This is a genomic window from Candidatus Paceibacterota bacterium (assembly GCA_035452965.1).
Lineage (GTDB): Bacteria > Verrucomicrobiota > Verrucomicrobiia > Limisphaerales > UBA8199 > UBA8199.
In genome coordinates this window covers 26515-44953 of sequence record DAOTCE010000011.1, presented here as the reverse complement: position 1 = coordinate 44953, position 18439 = coordinate 26515, and the positions used below count along the sequence as shown (strand labels likewise).

Sequence of the window (18439 nt, the reverse complement as noted above, 5' to 3'; positions counted from 1 at the left end):
ATGCCAGACATTGTCCTGACGACCCTCAACGCGAAGCATATTCACACCGCGTTTGGGCTGCGCTACCTGCTGGCCAACCTCGGCCCGCTGCGGTCGGCTGCCGCGCTCGCCGAGTTCGACCTTGGCCAGCGGCCGGTTGAGATTGCGGAAGCGCTCCTGGCACGGCAGCCGAAGATCATCGGGTTGGGCATCTACATCTGGAACGTTGCGCCCGCGACGGAGGTTGTCGCCATCCTCAAGCGTGTGCGGCCAGACATCACACTCGTCCTGGGCGGACCGGAAGTCAGCTTCGAAACCGAGTCCCGACCGATCGTGGCGCTGGCCGATTACACCATTACGGGCGAAGGAGACCTGGCCTTCGCCGACCTGTGCCGCCAACTGCTCTCCGGCGGGCGCCCCGGCTCCCGGATCATCCCCGCCAGCCCGCCCGAGCTCGCGGAGTTGGTGCTGCCTTACGATCTCTACGACGACCACGATGTGGCGCACCGTGTCATCTACGTGGAAGCTTCGCGCGGCTGCCCTTTCTCCTGCGAGTTCTGTCTTTCCTCACTTGACATCCCGGTGCGCCAGACCCCGCTGCCCGCCTTGCTCGACCACCTGCAACACCTGCTGGACCGCGGTGTGAGACAGTTCAAGTTCGTGGACCGCACCTTCAACCTGAACCTCAATGCTGCCCGCGCCATCCTCCAGTTCCTCTTCGAACACCACTGCCCCGGCCACCTCTTCCACTTCGAGATCATCCCCGACCGCCTGCCGGACGCCCTGCGCGAAATCATCGCCCGTTTCCCACCGGGCGCGCTCCAATTCGAGATCGGCGTCCAGACGTTCAACGAGGAGGTCGCCGCCCGCATCCAGCGCCGCCAGGACTACGCGCGGCTTGAGGACAACTTCCGTTTCCTGCGCGAGCACACCGGGGTCCACCTCCATGCCGACCTTATCGCGGGTCTGCCGGGAGAATCCCTCGAGAGCTTCGCCGCCGGGTTCGACCGCCTTGTTGCCTTGCGCCCGCACGAAATCCAGGTCGGCATCCTCAAGCGCCTTAGCGGCGCGCCCATCGCCCGGCACGACACCGAATGGCAAATGCTCTATAGTCCCCATCCGCCATATGACATCCTGCAAAACCGCCTCATTGAATTCCCCGCCATGCAGAATCTCCGCCGCTTCGCCCGCTACTGGGACCTCGTCGCCAACAGCGGCAATTTTCGCGAGACCACGCCACTGCTCTGGACCCACCCGCCCGATGCCTACGCCGCTCCGTCTCCTCCCAACAATCACCCCTCGTCTACCAGCGGCCAGCCATTCTCCCTCTCCCCTTCCGAAGGGAAGAGGGCCGGGGTGAGGGGTTCAGGAGTGCAAACTGCAATTGGCGGTGCAGGCGTTCACTCCCCCTTCGCCGCATTCCTGCGCTTCACCGAATGGCTCTACGCCCGCACCCGCCGCACCGACGGCATCGCTCTCCTCCGCCTAGCCGAACTGCTCTTCGAGTATCTCACCGCCGTTCGCCGCCTCGACCCCGCCCAAACCGCCGCCGTCCTCTGCCGCGATTACCAGCGCCCTGGCCGCCGCGACACGCCCCGCTTCCTCAGAAGTCTCCTGCCTGCGTCCGCCCAGCCACCGATCCCCGCCCCCGCCCGCCCTGCCGCCCCCAAACGCCAGGCCCGCCACTGGGCCTAGCCCAGGTAACACATTTGACCTATTCAACTGTTAGGACTCCTATAACCGCCTGTCGCACCCTTTATGAAACGCCCATTCGCATCAACGTTCGCCTGCTGCGCGAGCATGACCGTGACCATGTCCTCTTTGGCTGGCGTCCCGCCTGGCTTGCTGACATCGGAGTTCATCTACCGGACCGCCCCCTTTCCTTCCTGCCATGCCTCGACCATCGCCGAGGCTGAATCGGGCCACCTGGTGGCGGCATGGTTTGGCGGCACTCGCGAGCGGCACCCCGACGTGGGAATCTGGCTCTCGCGCCAGGTTTCGGGACATTGGACCGCGCCTGTGGAGGTCGCCAACGGTGTGCAATCCGCCACCAACCGCTTTCCCTGCTGGAATCCCGTGCTGTTTCAGCCCCGGTCCGGGCCCTTGTTGCTCTTCTACAAGGTCGGCCCGAGCCCGAACCGTTGGTGGGGCATGCTCATGACTTCCGCCGACGGCGGCCAAGTCTGGTCCAAGCCGCGCCGGTTGCCGGATGGCATCCTCGGCCCCAGCAAGAACAAGCCTGTGCCACTCCCCAACGGCGACCTCCTCTGCCCCAGCAGCACCGAACAAGGCGGCTGGCGCATCCATTTCGAACGCACGGCTGATCTGGGCGAGACGTGGCAGGCAACCCCTCCGGTAAACGACGGCAAGGCAATCGACGCCATCCAGCCCAGCATCCTCTGCTACCCCGACGATCGCCTCCAGGCGATCGGGCGGACCAGACAGGGCTCGATCTTCCAAGTCTGGTCTGGCGACGGCGGGAAGACCTGGGCTCAGATGACGCTCACTGCGCTGCCCAATCCCAACTCAGGCACCGATGCCGTCACCCTGCGCGACGGACGCCAGCTCCTGGTCTATAACCACTGCCAGAAAGGCCGCAGCCCCCTCAACGTCGCCATTTCCCGGGACGGCAAGCAGTGGCAGGCGGCGCTGACGCTCGAGGACCAGCCCCGGAAGGAGTTCTCTTACCCCGCCGTCATCCAGACCAGCGATGGTCTGGTCCATATCACCTACACCTGGAAACGCGAGCGCATTAAGCACGTGGTGGTGGACCCGACAAAGCTGGAACTGCGCTCCTTGCCTGCCCGTGGCGATTAGCGGGCGACAACCCTGCAAATAAGGGCGCGTTATTGGCCTTGCATCCTGAAGACGGCCATGGAACCCGATCCCTGCGAAACGGTGAAGCTAAAGGGCCCGGCGGCGACGGCATTAGTCTGGATGGCCTGCCAATCAGGAGCCGCAAGATTCTCCGATTGCCACAGAACGACCTTGCCGCTCCGGTCCGCCGAACCGCTGATGGTAAACGTCCCGGGTTCATCGTGAGAGATGCCGGTGATAACGGGCGTGGGCGGCAGCGTGACGCGCAGGTCCTGCGCGTAGTCAAAGGTGGAACCGGGTATCGGCCCAAGGCCGAGAAGCTGCAGCGCGACGTTGTTGGCTTCAGCATTCCGGATTGGCTGCATGCCGGCATAGGTGGTCATCGGGTACGCGGACGCCACTTGGCGCCTGCCGACGTTCATCGCGTAGAGATCCGCGCCCGCGGGCACCCCGGGTCCCCAGACGAAGAACGGAACAGAATACCGCTGGGCCGGGTAGCTGTAACTGCTCTGGGTCCCGTGGTCAGCCGTGAGGATGATGGCCGTATTGCCCGTCATCGCGGGAACATCCTCCTCGATCAGTTTGAAGATCTTGCCCAGCATCGTATCTACGTTCACGACCTGGCTGTACCACGTCGCGCTGCCCCACCCCGTTGAATGGCCGTATGAATCCGGCTCGTTAATGTGCAGGAAAGCGTAGTGGTTGGGATTGGCGGTTTTCTGCTGCGCGATGAAGGTATTGACGATGACGCCGCCGAGGGCGGCGTTGATGTAGGTGTTGTCCACCTTGTCGCGCCCGTTGTCCGGCCCCGTCACGTCGGGAGCGCCGTAAAGGGCGTTATAGGAGCCGCCGCCAGTATAGGTTGTGTTGGTGTCGAACAGCATGAACTTGGTCTTATTGGCGTACATACCGGTCCTCAGCCCGTTGTCATGCGCCACGTCGAAGACACTGGCCACGTAGGAGCCTTTCTTGGAATGAATCGTTTGCCCGACGGCGGGATTGTCATTGCTGCTCCATTCGTGGCCGTTGGCGCCGTCCCTCGGCCGGGCCGTGACGATGGAGGTGTGGTTCGGCAAGGTCTCCCAATTGTTGTTGTCAATGTGGGCGGCCAGCGTGCTCGCGCCCTCGTTCCTTAACCGCGTAAAGTTTGGAATCGGGTAGGCGGTATTGGTCGGAGCAAACAAGTTGCTCAGATAAGTCCCCCCGAGACCGTCCACGCTGATGACGATGACATAGGGCACCTGGGCGGTGGCCGCCAGGGCCAGGGAGATTGTTGCGACGAGGGCGACGGAAAGTCTAACAATGTGTTTCATACGAGCACGTTTCGCTATTCAAGGACGCCACTAGAAAGGCAGAGAGAAACCTGACGCCGGCATACCGACTCAGGCAACTGCGGGACCTGTCTGCGGAACCAAACTGTGTTCAGGCTGCATCCTATAACGGAGCGATACCGGGAAGCAAATCCTTCTCCGCCTGCGGGAAGCGCCCGGGCGAACCTCATTTGCTCGCGGGCGCGCCAACCTTCCTGCCGCCGGCCCTGTCATTCATCAGCCTTTGCGCCGCCAGGACCATCCTCGCCGCATCCCTTTCCTGGCGAAACCAGCATATCTTTCATTTCGAGTGCGATAGTCTGGATTGCGCCCGAAATACCGGTCAGACACCGGTGCGAGCCCGGCGACACCCCGGTGTGTATCCCATGGGGAGCGCTCCCCATGGGATACACACTGGGGTTGCACCGTGTTCTGGCCGGGGCTACACCGTGCAAACGCCCCGGACTGTCCAGTTTTGAGACAGTTGAAACAGGGGGTGGCAGCCAAGAACTCGCGCGACGCGGCGGGGGTGGCCGGCGGGCGTTCTTGGGCGCCGGCGCAGGCTGGCCGGCTGCGGTCAACGCCCCTTCCTGGGTAGCGCGCGCGTTGCTCCCGTGGAGATGCCGCCGTCCACCAGCAGGGTCTGGCCGGTGATATAGGCGCTGGCGTCGGAGGCGAGGAAGACTACGGCGCCCTCCAGGTCCGGCGGCTGGCCGGGGCGCTTGAGCGGGATGCGGTCGCAGAGGTATTCGACCCATTCCTGGTTCTCATACATGACGGCGTTCTGCTGGGTTTTGAACCAGCCGGGGGCCAGGCAATTGACAGTGATGCCGTGGAGGCCCCAGTCGTCGGCGAGGCTCATGGTGAGCTGTTTGACGCCGCCGCGACTGGCGCTGTATGGCCCCAGGCCGGCATAGCCGAAGACGCAGGTGACCGAGCCGATGTTGATGATGCGGCCATACTTCCGCGGGATCATGTGCCGCGCGACGGCCTGGGAGACGAAGAAGGTGCCGCGCAGGTTGGTGTCCAACACCAGGTTCCAATCGTCCCAAGTGACCTCCAGGGCCGGTTTGCGCACGTTGCAGCCGGCGTTATTGACGAGCACGTCAATCCTCCCGTAATGCGCGACCGCTGCCTCGGCCATGGCCTGGACGCTGTCGGGTTTGCGCACATCCAGCGCCAGCGGCAATGCGCGGCGGCCCAGGGCCTGAATCTCGGCCTGGAACGGCGCGAGGGCAGCCGCGTCGCGGCTGGTGATGACGAGGTCGGCGCCGGCCCGGGCCAGCGCCCGGCCGAAGTATTGGCCCAGCCCGCGGCTGGTGCCGGTGACGATCGCCACCTTGCCGGTCAGATCAAATGCGTTCTCACTCATAGTTGTCCTCATTCTCATTGCCATGATGGCAAGCGTTTCCTGCAGTTCTCCCGCATCACGTTTCGCGCCTCACGGTTTCAGCACGACCTTCAGCAATCCGGGTTCCTTCCGGTAGAGCCGGTCGAACCAGACGGCGCCCTCGGCCAGCGGGGCGATGGCGCTGATCAGCGGCGCGGCCCGCAACGCGCCGCGCGCCAGCATGTCAAGGCACGCCGGGTATTCCCCTTGCGAAGCGCACGAGCCGCGGATGGTTAACTCGCGCGTCACGGCCAGTTGCAGCGGGAAATCGGTCTTGGGGGTGACGTTGCCAACGAGGGTTGCGGCGCCGCCTTTGCGCAGGCAGCGCAGGGCCAACTCGACCGTGGCCGTCAGGCCCACCGCCTCGAAGGCCAAGTCAGCGCCCTGGCCGTTCGTCAATCGGAGAATCGCGGCGAGGGCGTCCTCGGCCCCGGAGTTGATGGTATGGGTCGCGCCGAAATCCGCCGCGAGGGCCAGCCGGTCCGGGGAGATGTCCACCACGATGAGCCGCCCGCAGCCGGCCTGGCTGAGCGCTTGCACCAGGGCCAGGCCGATCATCCCCGCGCCCACCACCGTGACGGTGTCGTTCAATGTGGGCGGTGCGCGGCGAACTGCGTGCACGGCGATGGAAAACGGCTCGACCAGGGCGGCGTGCTCGAAGGCCAAGGCATCCGGCAGCCGGTACAGGATATGTTGGGGCACGACTACGAATTGCGCGAACGCGCCGGGCTGCCGGTAATCCTCGCACGAGACCCCCAGCACCCGCCGGCGATCGCACAGGTTGATCAGGCCGCGCCGGCAATAGGCGCATTCGCCGCAATAGATGGTCGAGTCGAACGTGACACGGTCCCCCGCTGCCCAGCCGGTCACGTTATTGCCCACCTTGGAGATAACGCCCGCCGCCTCATGGCCCATGATGATGGGAGGGCGGCGCCGGCCAGTGCTGCCGTCCATCCCGTGCACGTCGCTGCCGCAAATGCCGCAGGCTTTGACCGCGACGAGGACGTCGGCTGGACCGGGCTCCGGGGTTGGCACATCTTCGCAGGCGAACTGCTGGTATTGTTTGAGGACGAGGGCTTTCATCGGATCACGCAACCCAGTTAGGACCATCGCGCCGGCTCGGTCAAGGGGGCTTTCTGGTGTTAATCCGTCAAAACGGTGCTTTACAGCCGAACATGCGAGGAGTAGAGAGGCCCTTGATGAAGAGAAGCCTTTCCTTCGCGGAGGGGGGACGTTTGGATATCACTCCAAAAGGGGATGTTATGCAGACCTGTATAATCACTTAGTTAGGCGGCAAAGCTATGTATGTCCCCTTACGCACCCAACTGACCAAGGAAGTGCCTTGGTTTTTTGAGCCGTGCTTTGAGCATTTGGAATACCTCAGCCGTGATCGCGGCTTTTCATGGAACGGAGAGATACATGGCGGTCCCGACGCTTACGCCCGAATGACGTTTGAAGATGAGCGCCTCGATATCCGGGTGTGGTTATGGCTGCCAATGAATTTGCCAGAGCTCGAAGTCGTCAGCTTGCGGAAAAAGCGCAGAGTTCTGGAGTTGAGTGTTATTGTGCCGGAGTTTACGCTGGCTTCTGAACGAGGTGATTATTACGAGAGATACAAGCGTGTCCACCCACTCGATAAAGGCGGACGAGCCGAAGTTGAGCGGCTTTTTGAGGTGGCTGTGGCAAACCGGATAGGGCAGTTCGGAGTCTTTCTACGTGAACACTTGGACAAACTCAGGAAGGCGGCCTAAACCACCTATCAAGCCCGCGCCGTCAATAGGCAACAGTAGTTTTTTACGGAAGGCTCTTGTCCTTCCGTTTAGCGGTCCTCAGAGCGGGAACTCCGGCTTAGTTTTCAGTTAGGCAGCTCGGACTGGGGAGTCCGGCTAAACACCTATTCGGACTCAATCGGGCCTGTGTGAAGCGCGAACCTCACGGGGCCTTCCAGCGGCTTGCAGCGGACGCGGGACGGCGCGTCCAGTTTGCATTCGGATGCCCTCGACCCCGCTCCGCACAGGCCGGGCGTTCTCCCGCGCCTGCGCTGTGAGACAGGGGCCGATTGCCCTGCCGACACTGACAAAGAGACATGGCGCGACCCGGGAACAGTGCGGCACACTAACCGCAGCCTCCGCGAGACGAAGCCGGCGCTGGCAGGGGAGCGGCTTTCGGAAGCAGGAAAGCCAGCCCGGCGCCGATCAGCAGTCCGGCGCCCAAAGCACTGAAGGCCACGGGCAGGCTCTGGTATTCCTGCTTGAGCCAGCCGGCGATGTAGGGTCCGGCGAACCCGCCCAGGTTGCCGAAGGCATTGACTACGCCGATCACCAGGCCCACGGCGGCCCGGGGCAGGGTTTCGCTGGGGATGGCCCAAAAGGGGCCCAGGGCGGCGAAGGGGCCGGGGATGGCCAGGCACATGAAGGCGTAGGATACCCAGAAATGCTCTCGCAGCCCCACGCTGAGGATGAGGCTCAGACCGCTCAGGAGATAGACCGCGGCCACATGTCCCCTGCGTTCCCGGGTCTTGTCCGAGTGCCGGGAGTTGAGCACCATGATCACGGCGGTCAGGGCGTAGGGAATGCCAAACAGAATGCCATACTGCAGCCCGCTGAACTCCCTGCCTTTCAGGCTGCTGGTGAAGAAGGTCATGCAGCCGTAGGCCGCGCAATTTTGCAGGAAATACATGGCCAGCAGCACCAGCACCGGGCGTTCGCAAAGCCGCGCCCAGATCGAGACAGGCTGGGGCGGCTCCAGCTCGGCGGCTTCCCGCTGCAAAGTGGTTTCAAGAAAGCTCCTTTCCTCGGCGGAAATCCATTTTGCGTCGCGTGGATGGTCCCGGATGCAGAACCACCAGACGGGGAGCCAGACAAAGGGCAGCAGCCCTTCCAGGATCAGCATCTTCTGCCAGCCATAGGCGCCCAGCAGCCAGCAGGTGACGGGGGCGGTCGCCGCGACGGCCAGCGGCTGGCAGAGATTCCAGTACGCGTTGGCGCGAGCCCGTTCTCCCCGCGGAAACCAGTTGGCCAGCAGCACCATCGTCGCCGGGAACACGCCGCTTTCGGCGACACCCAGGAGGAAGCGCATCAATTCAAATTGTCTGAAGGTGCGCGCGAGCCCGCAGCCGACCGCGCACACGCCCCAGGAGATCAGGAACAGGCTGATGATCTTCCGCGGGCTCCAGGCCGTCGCCCAATAACCGCCCGGAATTTGGAGCAGGATGTAGCCGAAAAAGAAAATGCCCGCAGCCTCGCCCTTCATCCGGTCGTCCATGAACAGGTCCTTCATCATGGACGAGATCGTGGGGTCGAGCGCCAGGGAGACGTTGGTGCGGTCCACGTAGGAGATGGTGTACATGACCAGCGCCACGGGAATGATGCGCAGCCAGCGGTCTTGTCTCATAGCATCGGATGGTGCGCGAAAGGCATATCAGTCCCTGGGCGGCGCGTCAGCAGGAAAAGAGCGCATTGTGCCGTTACCGGCTGCTCCTTTGCCGCTGATTGCTGCGCCTGAACGCAATTAAGTCTTGAATGGCCGCCTCAAATCGGCCAAGTCAATGGGCGGATTATGAACCTGCAAAACCTGCTTACGCGTGGCGCCTGGCGATTGACTCTCACCCTGTTTGCATTCCTGCCGCCTTGCACAAGTCTCGCCGCCTCAACGCCGGCTTTCCTCTCCGCCAAGCCAATCTGGCCTAGTGGCCGCGAGACGGAGAAGAATCTCTTTGTCGGCTTCCGCGCGAGCTTCAAGGCTCCCGAAAAGGCGCAAGTCCTGCTGCGCGCCACCGGCGCCAGCGTGTATCGCGTCTTCCTGAATGGCCAATTCCTGGCACACGGTCCGGCTCGCGGTCCGCACGGCTTCTACCGCGTGGACGAATGGGACCTGACCCCCAGGCTCCAGCCTGGCGAAAACGTGGTGGCTTTCGAGGTGGCCGGTTACAACGTCAATAGTTACTACCTGCTCGACCAACCTTCGTTCCTGCAAGCCGAGGTCGTTGCCGGCGGCACTGTGATTGCGTCCACGGGCGGCAAGGGGGCCTCCTTTGCTGCCACCATCCTGAAAGAGCGGTTGCAGAAAGTGCAGCGCTTCAGTTTCCAACGCACGTTCTCGGAGGTTTATCGGCTCGCGCCCGGTTACAGCCGGTGGCGCACGGACACGACCCCGGAGTTCGCTGAAGTCAAGGTCTCCGCCCTGCCCGAGCGAGTGCTGCTCCCCCGCCGGGTTGACTACCCCGACTACGCGGTCCGTCAGCCGTCGTGGCTCGTTTCCCAAGGCCAGGTCCGAATTAACCTCAAGGTGGATGAGCCTTGGCGGGACCGGTCCCTGACCGGAGTCGGCCCCAAATTCGGCGGTTACCCGGCAAAGGACCTGGAGGCCATCCCCTCGCTGGAATTGCAAACCGTTGCCAACGCCTCCAGCCAGCCCATCAACCAGCCCTGGTCATCGGCAGACTCGCAGGTGCTCAAGTCCAATGGTTTCCAGATCGTGGACTTCGGCTGCAACCTCACCGGTTTCATCGGCGCGCGCTTCAACTGCCGCACTCCGACCCGTCTGTTTCTGACCTTCGACGAAATCCTCACCCGGGACGACGTGGACTGGAAGCGCCTGAGCTGCGCGAACGTCATCGCCTGCGAATTGCAGCCGGGCACCTGCGCGTTCGAGTCCTTCGAGCCTTACACCCTCCGCTACCTCAAGCTCATCGTGCTCGAAGGCGAGTGCGAGGTGCAGAAGCTCTACTTCCGCGAGTTCGCCAGCGACGGCGTCTGGCAGGCGCACTTCGCCGCCAGCGACGAACGGCTCAACCGCCTCTTCGCCGCCGGCCGCGAGACCTTCCGCCAGAACGCCCTGGACATCTTCATGGACTGCCCCTCACGCGAGCGCGCCGGTTGGCTCTGCGACAGCTTCTTCACCGCGCGTGTCGCCAAGGACCTGTGCGGCGACACCCGCATCGAGCAGAACTTCTTCGAGAACTACCGCTTGCCCGCCAGGTTCGCCCATCTGCCCGACGGCATGCTGCCCATGTGCTACCCCGCCGACCACAACGACGGCGTGTTCATTCCCAACTGGTCGCTGTGGTTCGTTGTGGAGTTGGAGGAGTACCTCGCCCGCAGCGGCGACCGCGAGATGGTGGACGCCCTCCGCCCCCGCATCCTGCGGCTGCTGGACTACTTCAAGAAGTTCCGGAACGACAACGGCCTGCTGGAGAAGCTGGAGAGCTGGGTCTTCGTCGAGTGGTCCGCCGCCAACTCCTTTGTGCAGGATGTCAATTACCCCTCCAACATGCTTTACGCCAAGGCCCTCGACGCCGTCGGCCGGATGTACGGCCTGTCGGAGCTGACGGACGACGCCGAGCGCATCCGCGAGACCATCCGCCAGCAGTCTTTCAGGGATGGGTTCTTCGTGGACAACGCCAAGCGCATCAACGGCAAGCTGGAGGTTACTACCAACCGCACCGAGGTTTGCCAATACTTCGCGTTCTTCTTCGGCGTGGCCAAACCGGAGACGCACTCGGAGCTGTGGCAGCGCCTGATCAACGACTTCGGCCCGCAGCGCAAGCAGACCAAGGCCTTCCCCGAAGTTCACCCCGCCAATGCCTTCATCGGCAATGTCCTGCGGCTGGAACTGCTCTCCCGATATGGCTTGTGCCAGCAATTGCTCGACGAATCGCTCGCCTACCAGCTTTACATGGCCGACCGCACCGGGACGCTCTGGGAGAACGACGGCGCCTACGCCAGTTGCAATCACGGCTTCGCCTCCCACGGCGCCGTGCATGTCCTCTACCGCGACGTGCTGGGCCTGCACCGCGTGGACACGGTCAACCACCTCGTCCAGCTCCGCTTCACCGACTCCCGCCTGGACTGGTGTGAAGGCCGCTTCCCGACCGCCGACGGCCCCATCGCGCTCCGCTGGCGCAAAGATGGCGGCAAGCACCTATACCAGGTCACCGCTCCCGCCGGCTACACCATCAAGACCGAAAACCGCAGCAGCCTGGAAGCCATTCGGCAGCCGTAGGGCAGCTCGCGCACAGCCCTGGTAAACTGGTTGCCGACCCGGCGCCAGGAAATGTTCTTGTAGCCCGCCGGGCAGCAGACCGGCGCTACCGATGGGCCGGACGGTTTCCTGGACCCCGAGCGATTCAACCTGACAAACCTCGCGGTCAGGTTGCAGTGCCCAAGGGAGCCTCACCGTATACGCACCGTATCCTCACCGTATCCACACCGTGGATACAACCTTGACATCCGGGAGGAGTTCTACGTAACCGACTGCGATTGATGCACTTATGCCAAATCCGGGCCAGGATGGGCGTTTTCTTCTGCCCGATCGTTATAATCCACTGAGATTATTGCACTTATTCCGTTTCACAGGGCATCCGACCGTTTGCCATCCCTGGCAGCCTCACCGGACTGCAGCAGGGAGCCACCCCTGCAGCCAGTCCGATGCGGTTTAGTGACAATCAGCGGGGCAGGGCGTGTTGGCCGGGCTGGCTCTGAGCTGGGTGGCGTCAATCCTCAGCCGGGGTGACCTCAATGCAAAGGTCAAGCAGCGAGAACGGCCCCGCCGGCGAGTCGGCGCAGGACACTTCCAGCAGATTGATTCCAGCGCAGAGCGCCTTGGCGTTCAACTGGTATTCCATCCAGACATCTCGAATCTCTCCGTTTGACAGCGGTTGCTGGTTCAAAGACCCGTGGAATTGTCCGGCCGCAGGCATGTTCTTGAACCGGAGTCGCAGACAGATTCGCGCCGGCTCGCCGGCACCGGCAAAGTCTTCCCCGACGCGGAACACAACGCGGCCAGGCTTCCCAGCCGCAACGGAAACCGGGCTGGCCGGATTCAAGGTCGGCACACGCAGGAACTTCTGGTGTGGCACCGGCATCGAGCCGACGCCCCGGACGCTGGCAAAGTAAGTGCGTTCGAGCTTGCGCAAGCCGGCGGGGTCGCCCAGTTCCCGCCACAGTGAGCTGGCCGGATCAAAGAAATTGAACAGGTAAACCCCGTCGGCCCCGGCATGCCACACGTTAAGCGCGCGGCCCCGGTAAGCCGCCGGAGTTCCCCGCAGCTTTCGGGCCCCCTCGTCCCGCACGCGCGGCTCATCGAGCGAGGGATAGACCTTGACCCCGTACCTGTGTCCGAGCTGGACGCTGTATTCCCACGGGTTGAGTTGCGTGTAGCCGCTGACGATCAGCAAATCCACCAGGCCCTCGCGCAGCCAGCGTTCCAGGTCAATGCCAATCAACCGGCAATAATCCGTCGAGTCGGGCACGCGGACGGCCAGCAGAATCGGCCGGTTGCATTTCCGGCCCGCCTCTTCCGTCGCGGCGCGAATGCGGCGAACCAGAGCGGTCATCTGGTCCAACTCCGCATCGCCGCAGGGTTCGCCGCGGCCAGAGCACCTGAAAAAGAAGGCGTGGCGGAAAAAGTCCAGCTCGATGCCATTCACCTGGTAGTTCCGGCAAACCTCAGCGCAGTAACGGAAAGCCAGGTCCCGAATCTCCGGCACGCCATAATCCACCGCCGACCAGGCGCCGTGGCGCGGCGGGTGTTCTTTGCTGCCGATCAGCCATTCGGGATGCTCCTGCTTCAGCCGGTTGGCCCGGAACATAACCGGCCCATAGTCCGCGCCTGCGCCGTCGTGGGTATCGTTCATGCGCATTGACCAAAACAGCTCCATCCCGTGCTGATGGGCGAAGTCCGCCATGACCTGCAGCGGGTCCAGCTTCCTATCCAGAAACTCCTGTGTGCGGTTGTCCTTGAACATGGCTTCCCGCGTGCTGAAGACCTGGCCCGCCTTCGTGTTGTGCGTGAACAGCCCAAAGCCCGAACTCCAGGTGCAATAGAAAATCGAGTCCACCTGCGAGCCGGCCAGCCGGCTCGTGCGGGCCTTCAGGAGTTCCTCCGCTGTGGCGGCTTTGCAGAAATAGACCGGCTCATTGCCGTCGTTGTTGAAGATGATCCGTCGCGGCCGCTCGACTGCCTGCCGACGAAGCGTCTGCCAGGCCGCGTCGCTGAGAGTGCTCCCGGCTGCGTCTGCCGCGGGCTTTGCCTCCGGCCGCCCGGATTGAACACTTTCCCCGGCCCACAGGGTCGTTGGGCAAGCCATGAGCAGCGCCATGACAAGATGAGTCTTGAGCGGGTGTTCACTGGAGATGGTTCTGAACGAATACTGGCGCATGTGGCCATGTAAACTGAGGGCAAGAAGTCTGACGAGCCTGGATTTGCCCTCAGGAGTAATCCACTCCGCATATGCTGGTAGTGAGGTTTGATGGGGTGGCAGGCCTTTTCAAGCCCCTGTCTTTGCTGACCTTTCATTAACGCCCCGCTTCAGCGGGGTGATGGCCGGTGGCGCGGCGTGGGAACCGCTTCAGCGGTTTACGTACACACCTGAAACCGCTGAAGCGGTTAGGGGGCTGCGCGCACGTCGTCCACCCCGCTGAAGCGGGGTGTCAATGAGACGGGCCCTACGGGTGCATAAAGACTTTGATGCGCCCAGGGCTGGCGGTGTCTCGAAATCAACGACCTTGCTTGCGACTTGCGCTTCGCGGGCCTGAACGTTAGAACGCTGCGGTTATGAGTTCATTTGCTGGCGAACGGAACGGCTCGATTATGCACCGGCTCCCGAAGCCCGAACCCAGTGTTGAGCGGTTCCGGCGCGTCCTCCAGCGCGAACCCTGCGACCGGGTCCCGCTCGTCGAACTGGCCATTGCCGAGGAAACGCTGACCGCGCTCCATGGCGCGCCTTTGATCCCGCTCGCCCGCCAGAACGGCCTGCCGCAGTTCCGCGACGCCATCCGACAGCGCGTCCAGCTTTGGCACGCCCTGGGTTACGACTACTACCGCGCCCGCGCGGAGATTCCGTTTCAGATGGAGACTTTGGCAGCGCGCAACACGGCCGCCGCGGCCACGGGAGACCGGCAGTGGGTCAATGAACATGAGGGCCTGATCAAGTCCTCCTCGGACTTCGAGTCCTACCCCTGGCCGGCGCCGGCGACGGTTGACTTCGCGGCAGCGGAGGCGGCGGCCGCCGCACTGCCGGAGGGCATGGGGCTGATCGGGTTCTCCGGCGGCGTGCTGGAATGGTCCAGCAACCTGCTCGGGCTGGAGGGCATGATGCTCTTGCTCTATGACGACCCGGAGCTGGTGCGCGCGGTGGTGGACCGCGTGGGGCAGATCATCTACGACGCCTTCCGCGTCTTCTGCGAGATGGAGAGCGTCTTCGCCATCTGGCTCGGGGACGACATGGGATTCAAGACGGCCACCTTGCTCCAGCCGCGGCACCTCCGCCGCTACATCCTGCCGTGGCACAAGCGCTACGTGGAACTGGCCCACCAAACCGGCCGGCTGTTCCTCCTGCACAGTTGCGGGCACGTCGAGGCGGTCATGCCCGATCTGATCGAGGACGTGCGCATAGACGCCAAGCACAGCTTCGAAGACGTCATCGTGCCGGTCGAGGAGTTCAAGCAGTGGTGGGGCACCCGTGTGGCGGTGTTGGGCGGCGTGGATGTGGACCTGCTGAGCCGCGGCACGCAGGACGATGTCCGGCGCCGCACCAGCCAGATTCTCACGGCCTGCGCGCCCGGTGGCGGTTACGCCTGCGGCTCAGGCAACTCCATCACCAACTACATGCCCACCGAGAACTACGTGGCCATGATCGAAACCATCCACCGCTTCAACGGGCGGATGTAGAATCCCTTCCGTCCCCCGCCCGGTTGGCACCCGGCGCAGTTCCCGTGCGCCTTCAGACCTGCGCGCTGACGACGGCGTCAACGGGACATTTTCGTCTTGGCCTTGGTGGCTTGAGACCTACACTGAACCACGCTATGCGACCTAACAACCAGGTTTCCCGCCGTGAGTTCATTGCCTCCACTTCGGTGCTGCTGGCTGCCAGCCAGCTTGGGGTGGCTGAGACCACTGAAAACAGCGCCGACCAGCTTGCGCTCAACGGCGGAGCGAAAGCCGTCAGCCGGTCCGCGCCCAAACCCAGGCGCTGGGGCGAACCGGAGCTGCGACAGCTCGGGGCCGCTGTCGAACAGAACTCGCTCTACTACTGGAACAACCAGCAAACCAAGCTGCTCATGGAGCGGTTCCGTGCCATTTACGGGCACAAGTATGTCCAGCCGTGCTCCTCGGGCAGCGCGGCGTTGCACATCGCCGTGGCCGCCGCCGGCATCGCGCCCGGCGACGAGGTCATCACCTCCGGCATCACCGATATCGGCACCGTTATCGGTGTGTTGTTCCAGCAGGCGGTGCCGGTCTTCGCGGACCTGGAGCCGCGGACCGGCTGTCTCGACCCGGCGGATGTCGAGCGCAAGATCACACCCAGGACCAGGATGATCATCGCCGTTCACCTGGCCGGCAACCCGTGCCGGCTGGCCGAACTCAAGGAAATCGCCGACAAGCATAAGCTGATTCTCGTCGAAGACTGTGCTCAAGCGTGGGGCACGCTCTACCGCGGCAGGCCGATCACCAGCGTGGGGCAGATTAGCTGCTTCTCGCTGCAGGACACCAAGCACATCGCCTGCGGGGACGGCGGCGTGGTGACGACCAGCGAAGAGCGGTTTGGCCCGCTGCTGATCAAGTTCGGGGACAAAGGCACCAACCGCCTCAATCCCAAGGATTCAAGCACGGCCCTGGCCGCAAATTACCGCATCACCGAGCTGCAGGCGGCGTTTGTGGCGGCACAACTGACCCGCCTGGAGGGCATCGCCGCGCAGCGCGCCAGGCTCGGGAACCTCCTCACCGCGGAGCTGGAGGGCATTCCCGGCATCCTGACGCACCAGGTGCGCTCGGACGACCGCTGCGTGTATTGGTTCTACATGGCGCGCCTGGTGCCGGAGAAACTGCGCTGCGACCGCGCCACGTTCGTCAAGGCGCTGGCCGCGGAAGGGGCGAGCTTCAGCGCCGGCTATATCGCCGTGCCCGTTTATGGCATGCCGATGTTCCAGAATCACTCCTTCTTTGCCGGGCATTGGCCGGTCAAGGAGTGCGGCCTGACAAAGATGGATTACACCCAGGTGAAATGCCCGGAGACAGAAGCTATCCTCAAGACATGTTTGCGGTTCGGAGTGAACGAAGCGATGGACGAGGACTACATCCGCTCGGTCGCCAAGGCGGTGCGGAAAGTGGCGAAGTATTACGCGGCGTAACCCTCAGGCCCGGAACACCCTGTGCGTATGCATTACCTTTCACTGTTCTTCGTTCACTGCCGAGTTGTTATTTGCACCTTGGTCTGCGCCTGCGCGGCGGGGGCCGCGCCGGTGAAGATCATCTTTGACACGGACATCGGCAACGACGTGGACGACGTGCTGGCGTTGTCAGTCATCCACGCCCTGCAGAGCCGGGGCGAGTGCGAGTTGCTGGCGGTGACGATTACCAAGCCTGACGAACTGGCGGGTCCCTTCGTCAGCGCCGTGAACACGTTTTACGGACGGCCGGACATTCCCATCGGCTTCACCCACGCAAAGCTGAAGAATGACCCGAGCAAGTTTCTCCCGCTCGCAGAGGCCAGGGACGGCAGGAAGCCCCGCTATCCACACCGCCTCAAGCGCAGTTCCGACGCGCCGGAAGCCACAGCCTTGTTGCGCAGGATCCTCAGCCGTCAGCCTGACCGGTCCGTGGTCCTCATCCAGGTGGGCTATTTCTCCAACTTCGCCGCGCTGCTGGACACGCAGGCCGATGCGTCGTCGCCGCTGGGGGGGCGCGAACTGGTGCGGCAGAAGGTGAGGCTGCTGTCGGTCATGGCCGGTTCATTCCGGACCACACACCACGACCGCGAATACAACGTGGTTCAGGACTTGCCGGCGGCAAAGAGGCTCGTTCCGGACTGGCCCACGCCGGTGATTTGGAGCGGGTTCGAGATTGGGATCGCCGTGCCTTACCCGGCAGTGAGCATCGAGCGGGATTTCGGTTATGTCCCGCACCATCCGGCGGCGGAAGCTTACTGTCTTTACAACCCCCCGCCGCATGAACGGCCCACCTGGGACCTCACGAGCGTCTTGTATGCCGTCCGTCCGGACAGGGGCTACTTCGGCCTTTCCGCACCCGGGCAGGTGACGGTGGAGGAGGACGGTTTCACGCGCTTTGCACCCACCCCAGCGGGTCGCGACCGCTACCTGCTGCTCAATGAAGCCCAGGTGGTGCGGGTTAAGGAAGCGCTCGTCCAACTCACCAGCCAGCCGCCGGGCAAGTGAATTCCGCAGCCTGAATTCCTGGGGCACTGTGCGGTCTGGAGGAATGGCTATCCCGCGGGAACCGTTGAATAGGTCCGGGGGCAGTCGAGTCTAATGATTGTGACAGGTGATGCGATCAAGCAGAGCCTGTCATAGCCAAACATGAAAAGCTGGACCGTCTGTAATACGATTTTGGGTGTGGCGGTGGCGGGCCTGCTGCTGGCGTGCGAGAGCTCGCAACGAGCATCGAGCCAGGGGATCAGCACCGTCGCCGGCATCGAGCCCGCGCCAGAGCCACAGGGGATTCAACTCCCGGTCGAACCGGGAGCCGCGGTGGAAGCCCAATCCGAGGATTCCGACCTTGCCAATGCCGATATCACACCGATCTCGGCCCAACAACCGTTGCCGCCCAATCTCAAGCTGTCCGCCCCGGCCTTGGAACTGATCAAACTGGTGGAATCGAGCGTGGAGGAAAGCGTCATGCTGGCCTTCGTCACCAACTCGACGAGCCCCTTTAATCTTGGGGCCGAGGAGATTGTCTACCTCAATGATATTGGAGTTCCAGCATCCGTGGTGACGGCGATGATTCAGCACGACCAGACTTTGAAGGGGCTTCCAGTCGATGCATCGCAACTGCCGCCGGCGCCCGTTTCAGACCCCACGACCAACGCGTTTCCCCAGGAGGTTGCCTTGCCCGGGCTTTACGCCCCGCAGCTCGCAGAGTCCGAAGGGGTTCCGGAGGTGGCTCCGGAACCGGCGCCGCCCCCGGTGGCGGATGCGGGATACAC

General features: G+C 63.3%; 12 protein-coding genes. 7 read left to right on the top strand and 5 right to left on the bottom strand.

The window, feature by feature from the left end; genetic code table 11:
- Together P5205_10905 and P5205_10900 are read left to right on the top strand one after the other, a co-directional pair.
- Positions 1 to 1674: a DUF4080 domain-containing protein gene (locus P5205_10905; protein ID HSA10865.1), complete on the top strand. Its 1674-nt coding sequence runs from the start codon at positions 1 to 3 to the stop codon at positions 1672 to 1674.
- Between the two features lie 105 nt (positions 1675 to 1779).
- Positions 1780 to 2796 carry an exo-alpha-sialidase gene (locus tag P5205_10900; protein ID HSA10864.1) on the top strand — a complete coding sequence of 339 codons (1017 nt, stop codon included), beginning with the start codon at positions 1780 to 1782 and terminating at the stop codon, positions 2794 to 2796.
- A gap of 29 nt (positions 2797 to 2825) precedes the next feature.
- Here P5205_10900 and P5205_10895 read toward each other — a convergent pair whose 3' ends face one another.
- The 3 genes from P5205_10895 to P5205_10885 form a co-directional block, all read right to left on the bottom strand.
- Positions 2826 to 4109, bottom strand: coding sequence for an alkaline phosphatase family protein (locus P5205_10895; protein HSA10863.1), 1284 nt, complete (start codon positions 4107 to 4109; stop codon positions 2826 to 2828).
- A 574-nt stretch (positions 4110 to 4683) separates the two neighbouring features.
- On the bottom strand, positions 4684 to 5478 hold the full coding sequence (locus tag P5205_10890; GenBank protein HSA10862.1) for a glucose 1-dehydrogenase: 795 nt from the start codon (positions 5476 to 5478) through the stop codon (positions 4684 to 4686).
- A gap of 69 nt (positions 5479 to 5547) precedes the next feature.
- On the bottom strand, positions 5548 to 6579 hold the full coding sequence (locus tag P5205_10885) for a galactitol-1-phosphate 5-dehydrogenase (GenBank protein HSA10861.1): 1032 nt from the start codon (positions 6577 to 6579) through the stop codon (positions 5548 to 5550).
- A gap of 218 nt (positions 6580 to 6797) precedes the next feature.
- Between P5205_10885 and P5205_10880 the strand changes: the two genes are divergently transcribed.
- Entirely contained in the window at positions 6798 to 7247 is a 450-nt protein-coding gene (locus P5205_10880; protein HSA10860.1) for a hypothetical protein, read from the top strand.
- Between the two features lie 364 nt (positions 7248 to 7611).
- Here the strand turns inward: P5205_10880 and P5205_10875 are convergent, their stop codons facing one another.
- Positions 7612 to 8889 (bottom strand): MFS transporter, encoded by a 1278-nt coding sequence (locus P5205_10875; GenBank protein ID HSA10859.1) that lies wholly within the window; start codon positions 8887 to 8889, stop codon positions 7612 to 7614.
- 165 nt (positions 8890 to 9054) lie between these two features.
- On the opposite strand from P5205_10875, the gene P5205_10870 reads away from it, so the two are divergent.
- Positions 9055 to 11499 carry a hypothetical protein gene (locus P5205_10870; protein HSA10858.1) on the top strand — a complete coding sequence of 815 codons (2445 nt, stop codon included), beginning with the start codon at positions 9055 to 9057 and terminating at the stop codon, positions 11497 to 11499.
- 490 nt (positions 11500 to 11989) lie between these two features.
- Here the strand turns inward: P5205_10870 and P5205_10865 are convergent, their stop codons facing one another.
- A complete protein-coding gene (locus P5205_10865; GenBank protein ID HSA10857.1) occupies positions 11990 to 13657 on the bottom strand; it encodes a hypothetical protein in 1668 nt (555 codons plus the stop codon).
- Between the two features lie 395 nt (positions 13658 to 14052).
- Here P5205_10865 and P5205_10860 point away from each other — a divergent pair, with 395 nt between their 5' ends.
- From P5205_10860 to P5205_10850, 3 genes are all read left to right on the top strand, one after another.
- Positions 14053 to 15168: a uroporphyrinogen decarboxylase family protein gene (locus P5205_10860; GenBank protein HSA10856.1), complete on the top strand. Its 1116-nt coding sequence runs from the start codon at positions 14053 to 14055 to the stop codon at positions 15166 to 15168.
- Positions 15169 to 15302: 134 nt separating this feature from the next.
- On the top strand, positions 15303 to 16628 hold the full coding sequence (locus P5205_10855; GenBank protein HSA10855.1) for a DegT/DnrJ/EryC1/StrS family aminotransferase: 1326 nt from the start codon (positions 15303 to 15305) through the stop codon (positions 16626 to 16628).
- Between the two features lie 27 nt (positions 16629 to 16655).
- Positions 16656 to 17672: a nucleoside hydrolase gene (locus P5205_10850; protein ID HSA10854.1), complete on the top strand. Its 1017-nt coding sequence runs from the start codon at positions 16656 to 16658 to the stop codon at positions 17670 to 17672.
- Positions 17673 to 18439: the final 767 nt, after the last annotated feature.

Bases quoted from the DNA above. Each gene is read 5' to 3' on its own strand.
- P5205_10905 (HSA10865.1), top strand. From the start codon at position 1: ATGCCAGACATTGTCCTGACGACCCTCAACGCGAAGCATATTCACACC.
- P5205_10900 (HSA10864.1), top strand. From the start codon at position 1,780: ATGACCGTGACCATGTCCTCTTTGGCTGGCGTCCCGCCTGGCTTGCTG.
- P5205_10895 (HSA10863.1), bottom strand. From the start codon at position 4,109: ATGAAACACATTGTTAGACTTTCCGTCGCCCTCGTCGCAACAATCTCC.
- P5205_10890 (HSA10862.1), bottom strand. From the start codon at position 5,478: ATGAGTGAGAACGCATTTGATCTGACCGGCAAGGTGGCGATCGTCACC.
- P5205_10885 (HSA10861.1), bottom strand. From the start codon at position 6,579: ATGAAAGCCCTCGTCCTCAAACAATACCAGCAGTTCGCCTGCGAAGAT.
- P5205_10880 (HSA10860.1), top strand. From the start codon at position 6,798: ATGTATGTCCCCTTACGCACCCAACTGACCAAGGAAGTGCCTTGGTTT.
- P5205_10875 (HSA10859.1), bottom strand. From the start codon at position 8,889: ATGAGACAAGACCGCTGGCTGCGCATCATTCCCGTGGCGCTGGTCATG.
- P5205_10870 (HSA10858.1), top strand. From the start codon at position 9,055: ATGAACCTGCAAAACCTGCTTACGCGTGGCGCCTGGCGATTGACTCTC.
- P5205_10865 (HSA10857.1), bottom strand. From the start codon at position 13,657: ATGCGCCAGTATTCGTTCAGAACCATCTCCAGTGAACACCCGCTCAAG.
- P5205_10860 (HSA10856.1), top strand. From the start codon at position 14,053: ATGAGTTCATTTGCTGGCGAACGGAACGGCTCGATTATGCACCGGCTC.
- P5205_10855 (HSA10855.1), top strand. From the start codon at position 15,303: ATGCGACCTAACAACCAGGTTTCCCGCCGTGAGTTCATTGCCTCCACT.
- P5205_10850 (HSA10854.1), top strand. From the start codon at position 16,656: ATGCATTACCTTTCACTGTTCTTCGTTCACTGCCGAGTTGTTATTTGC.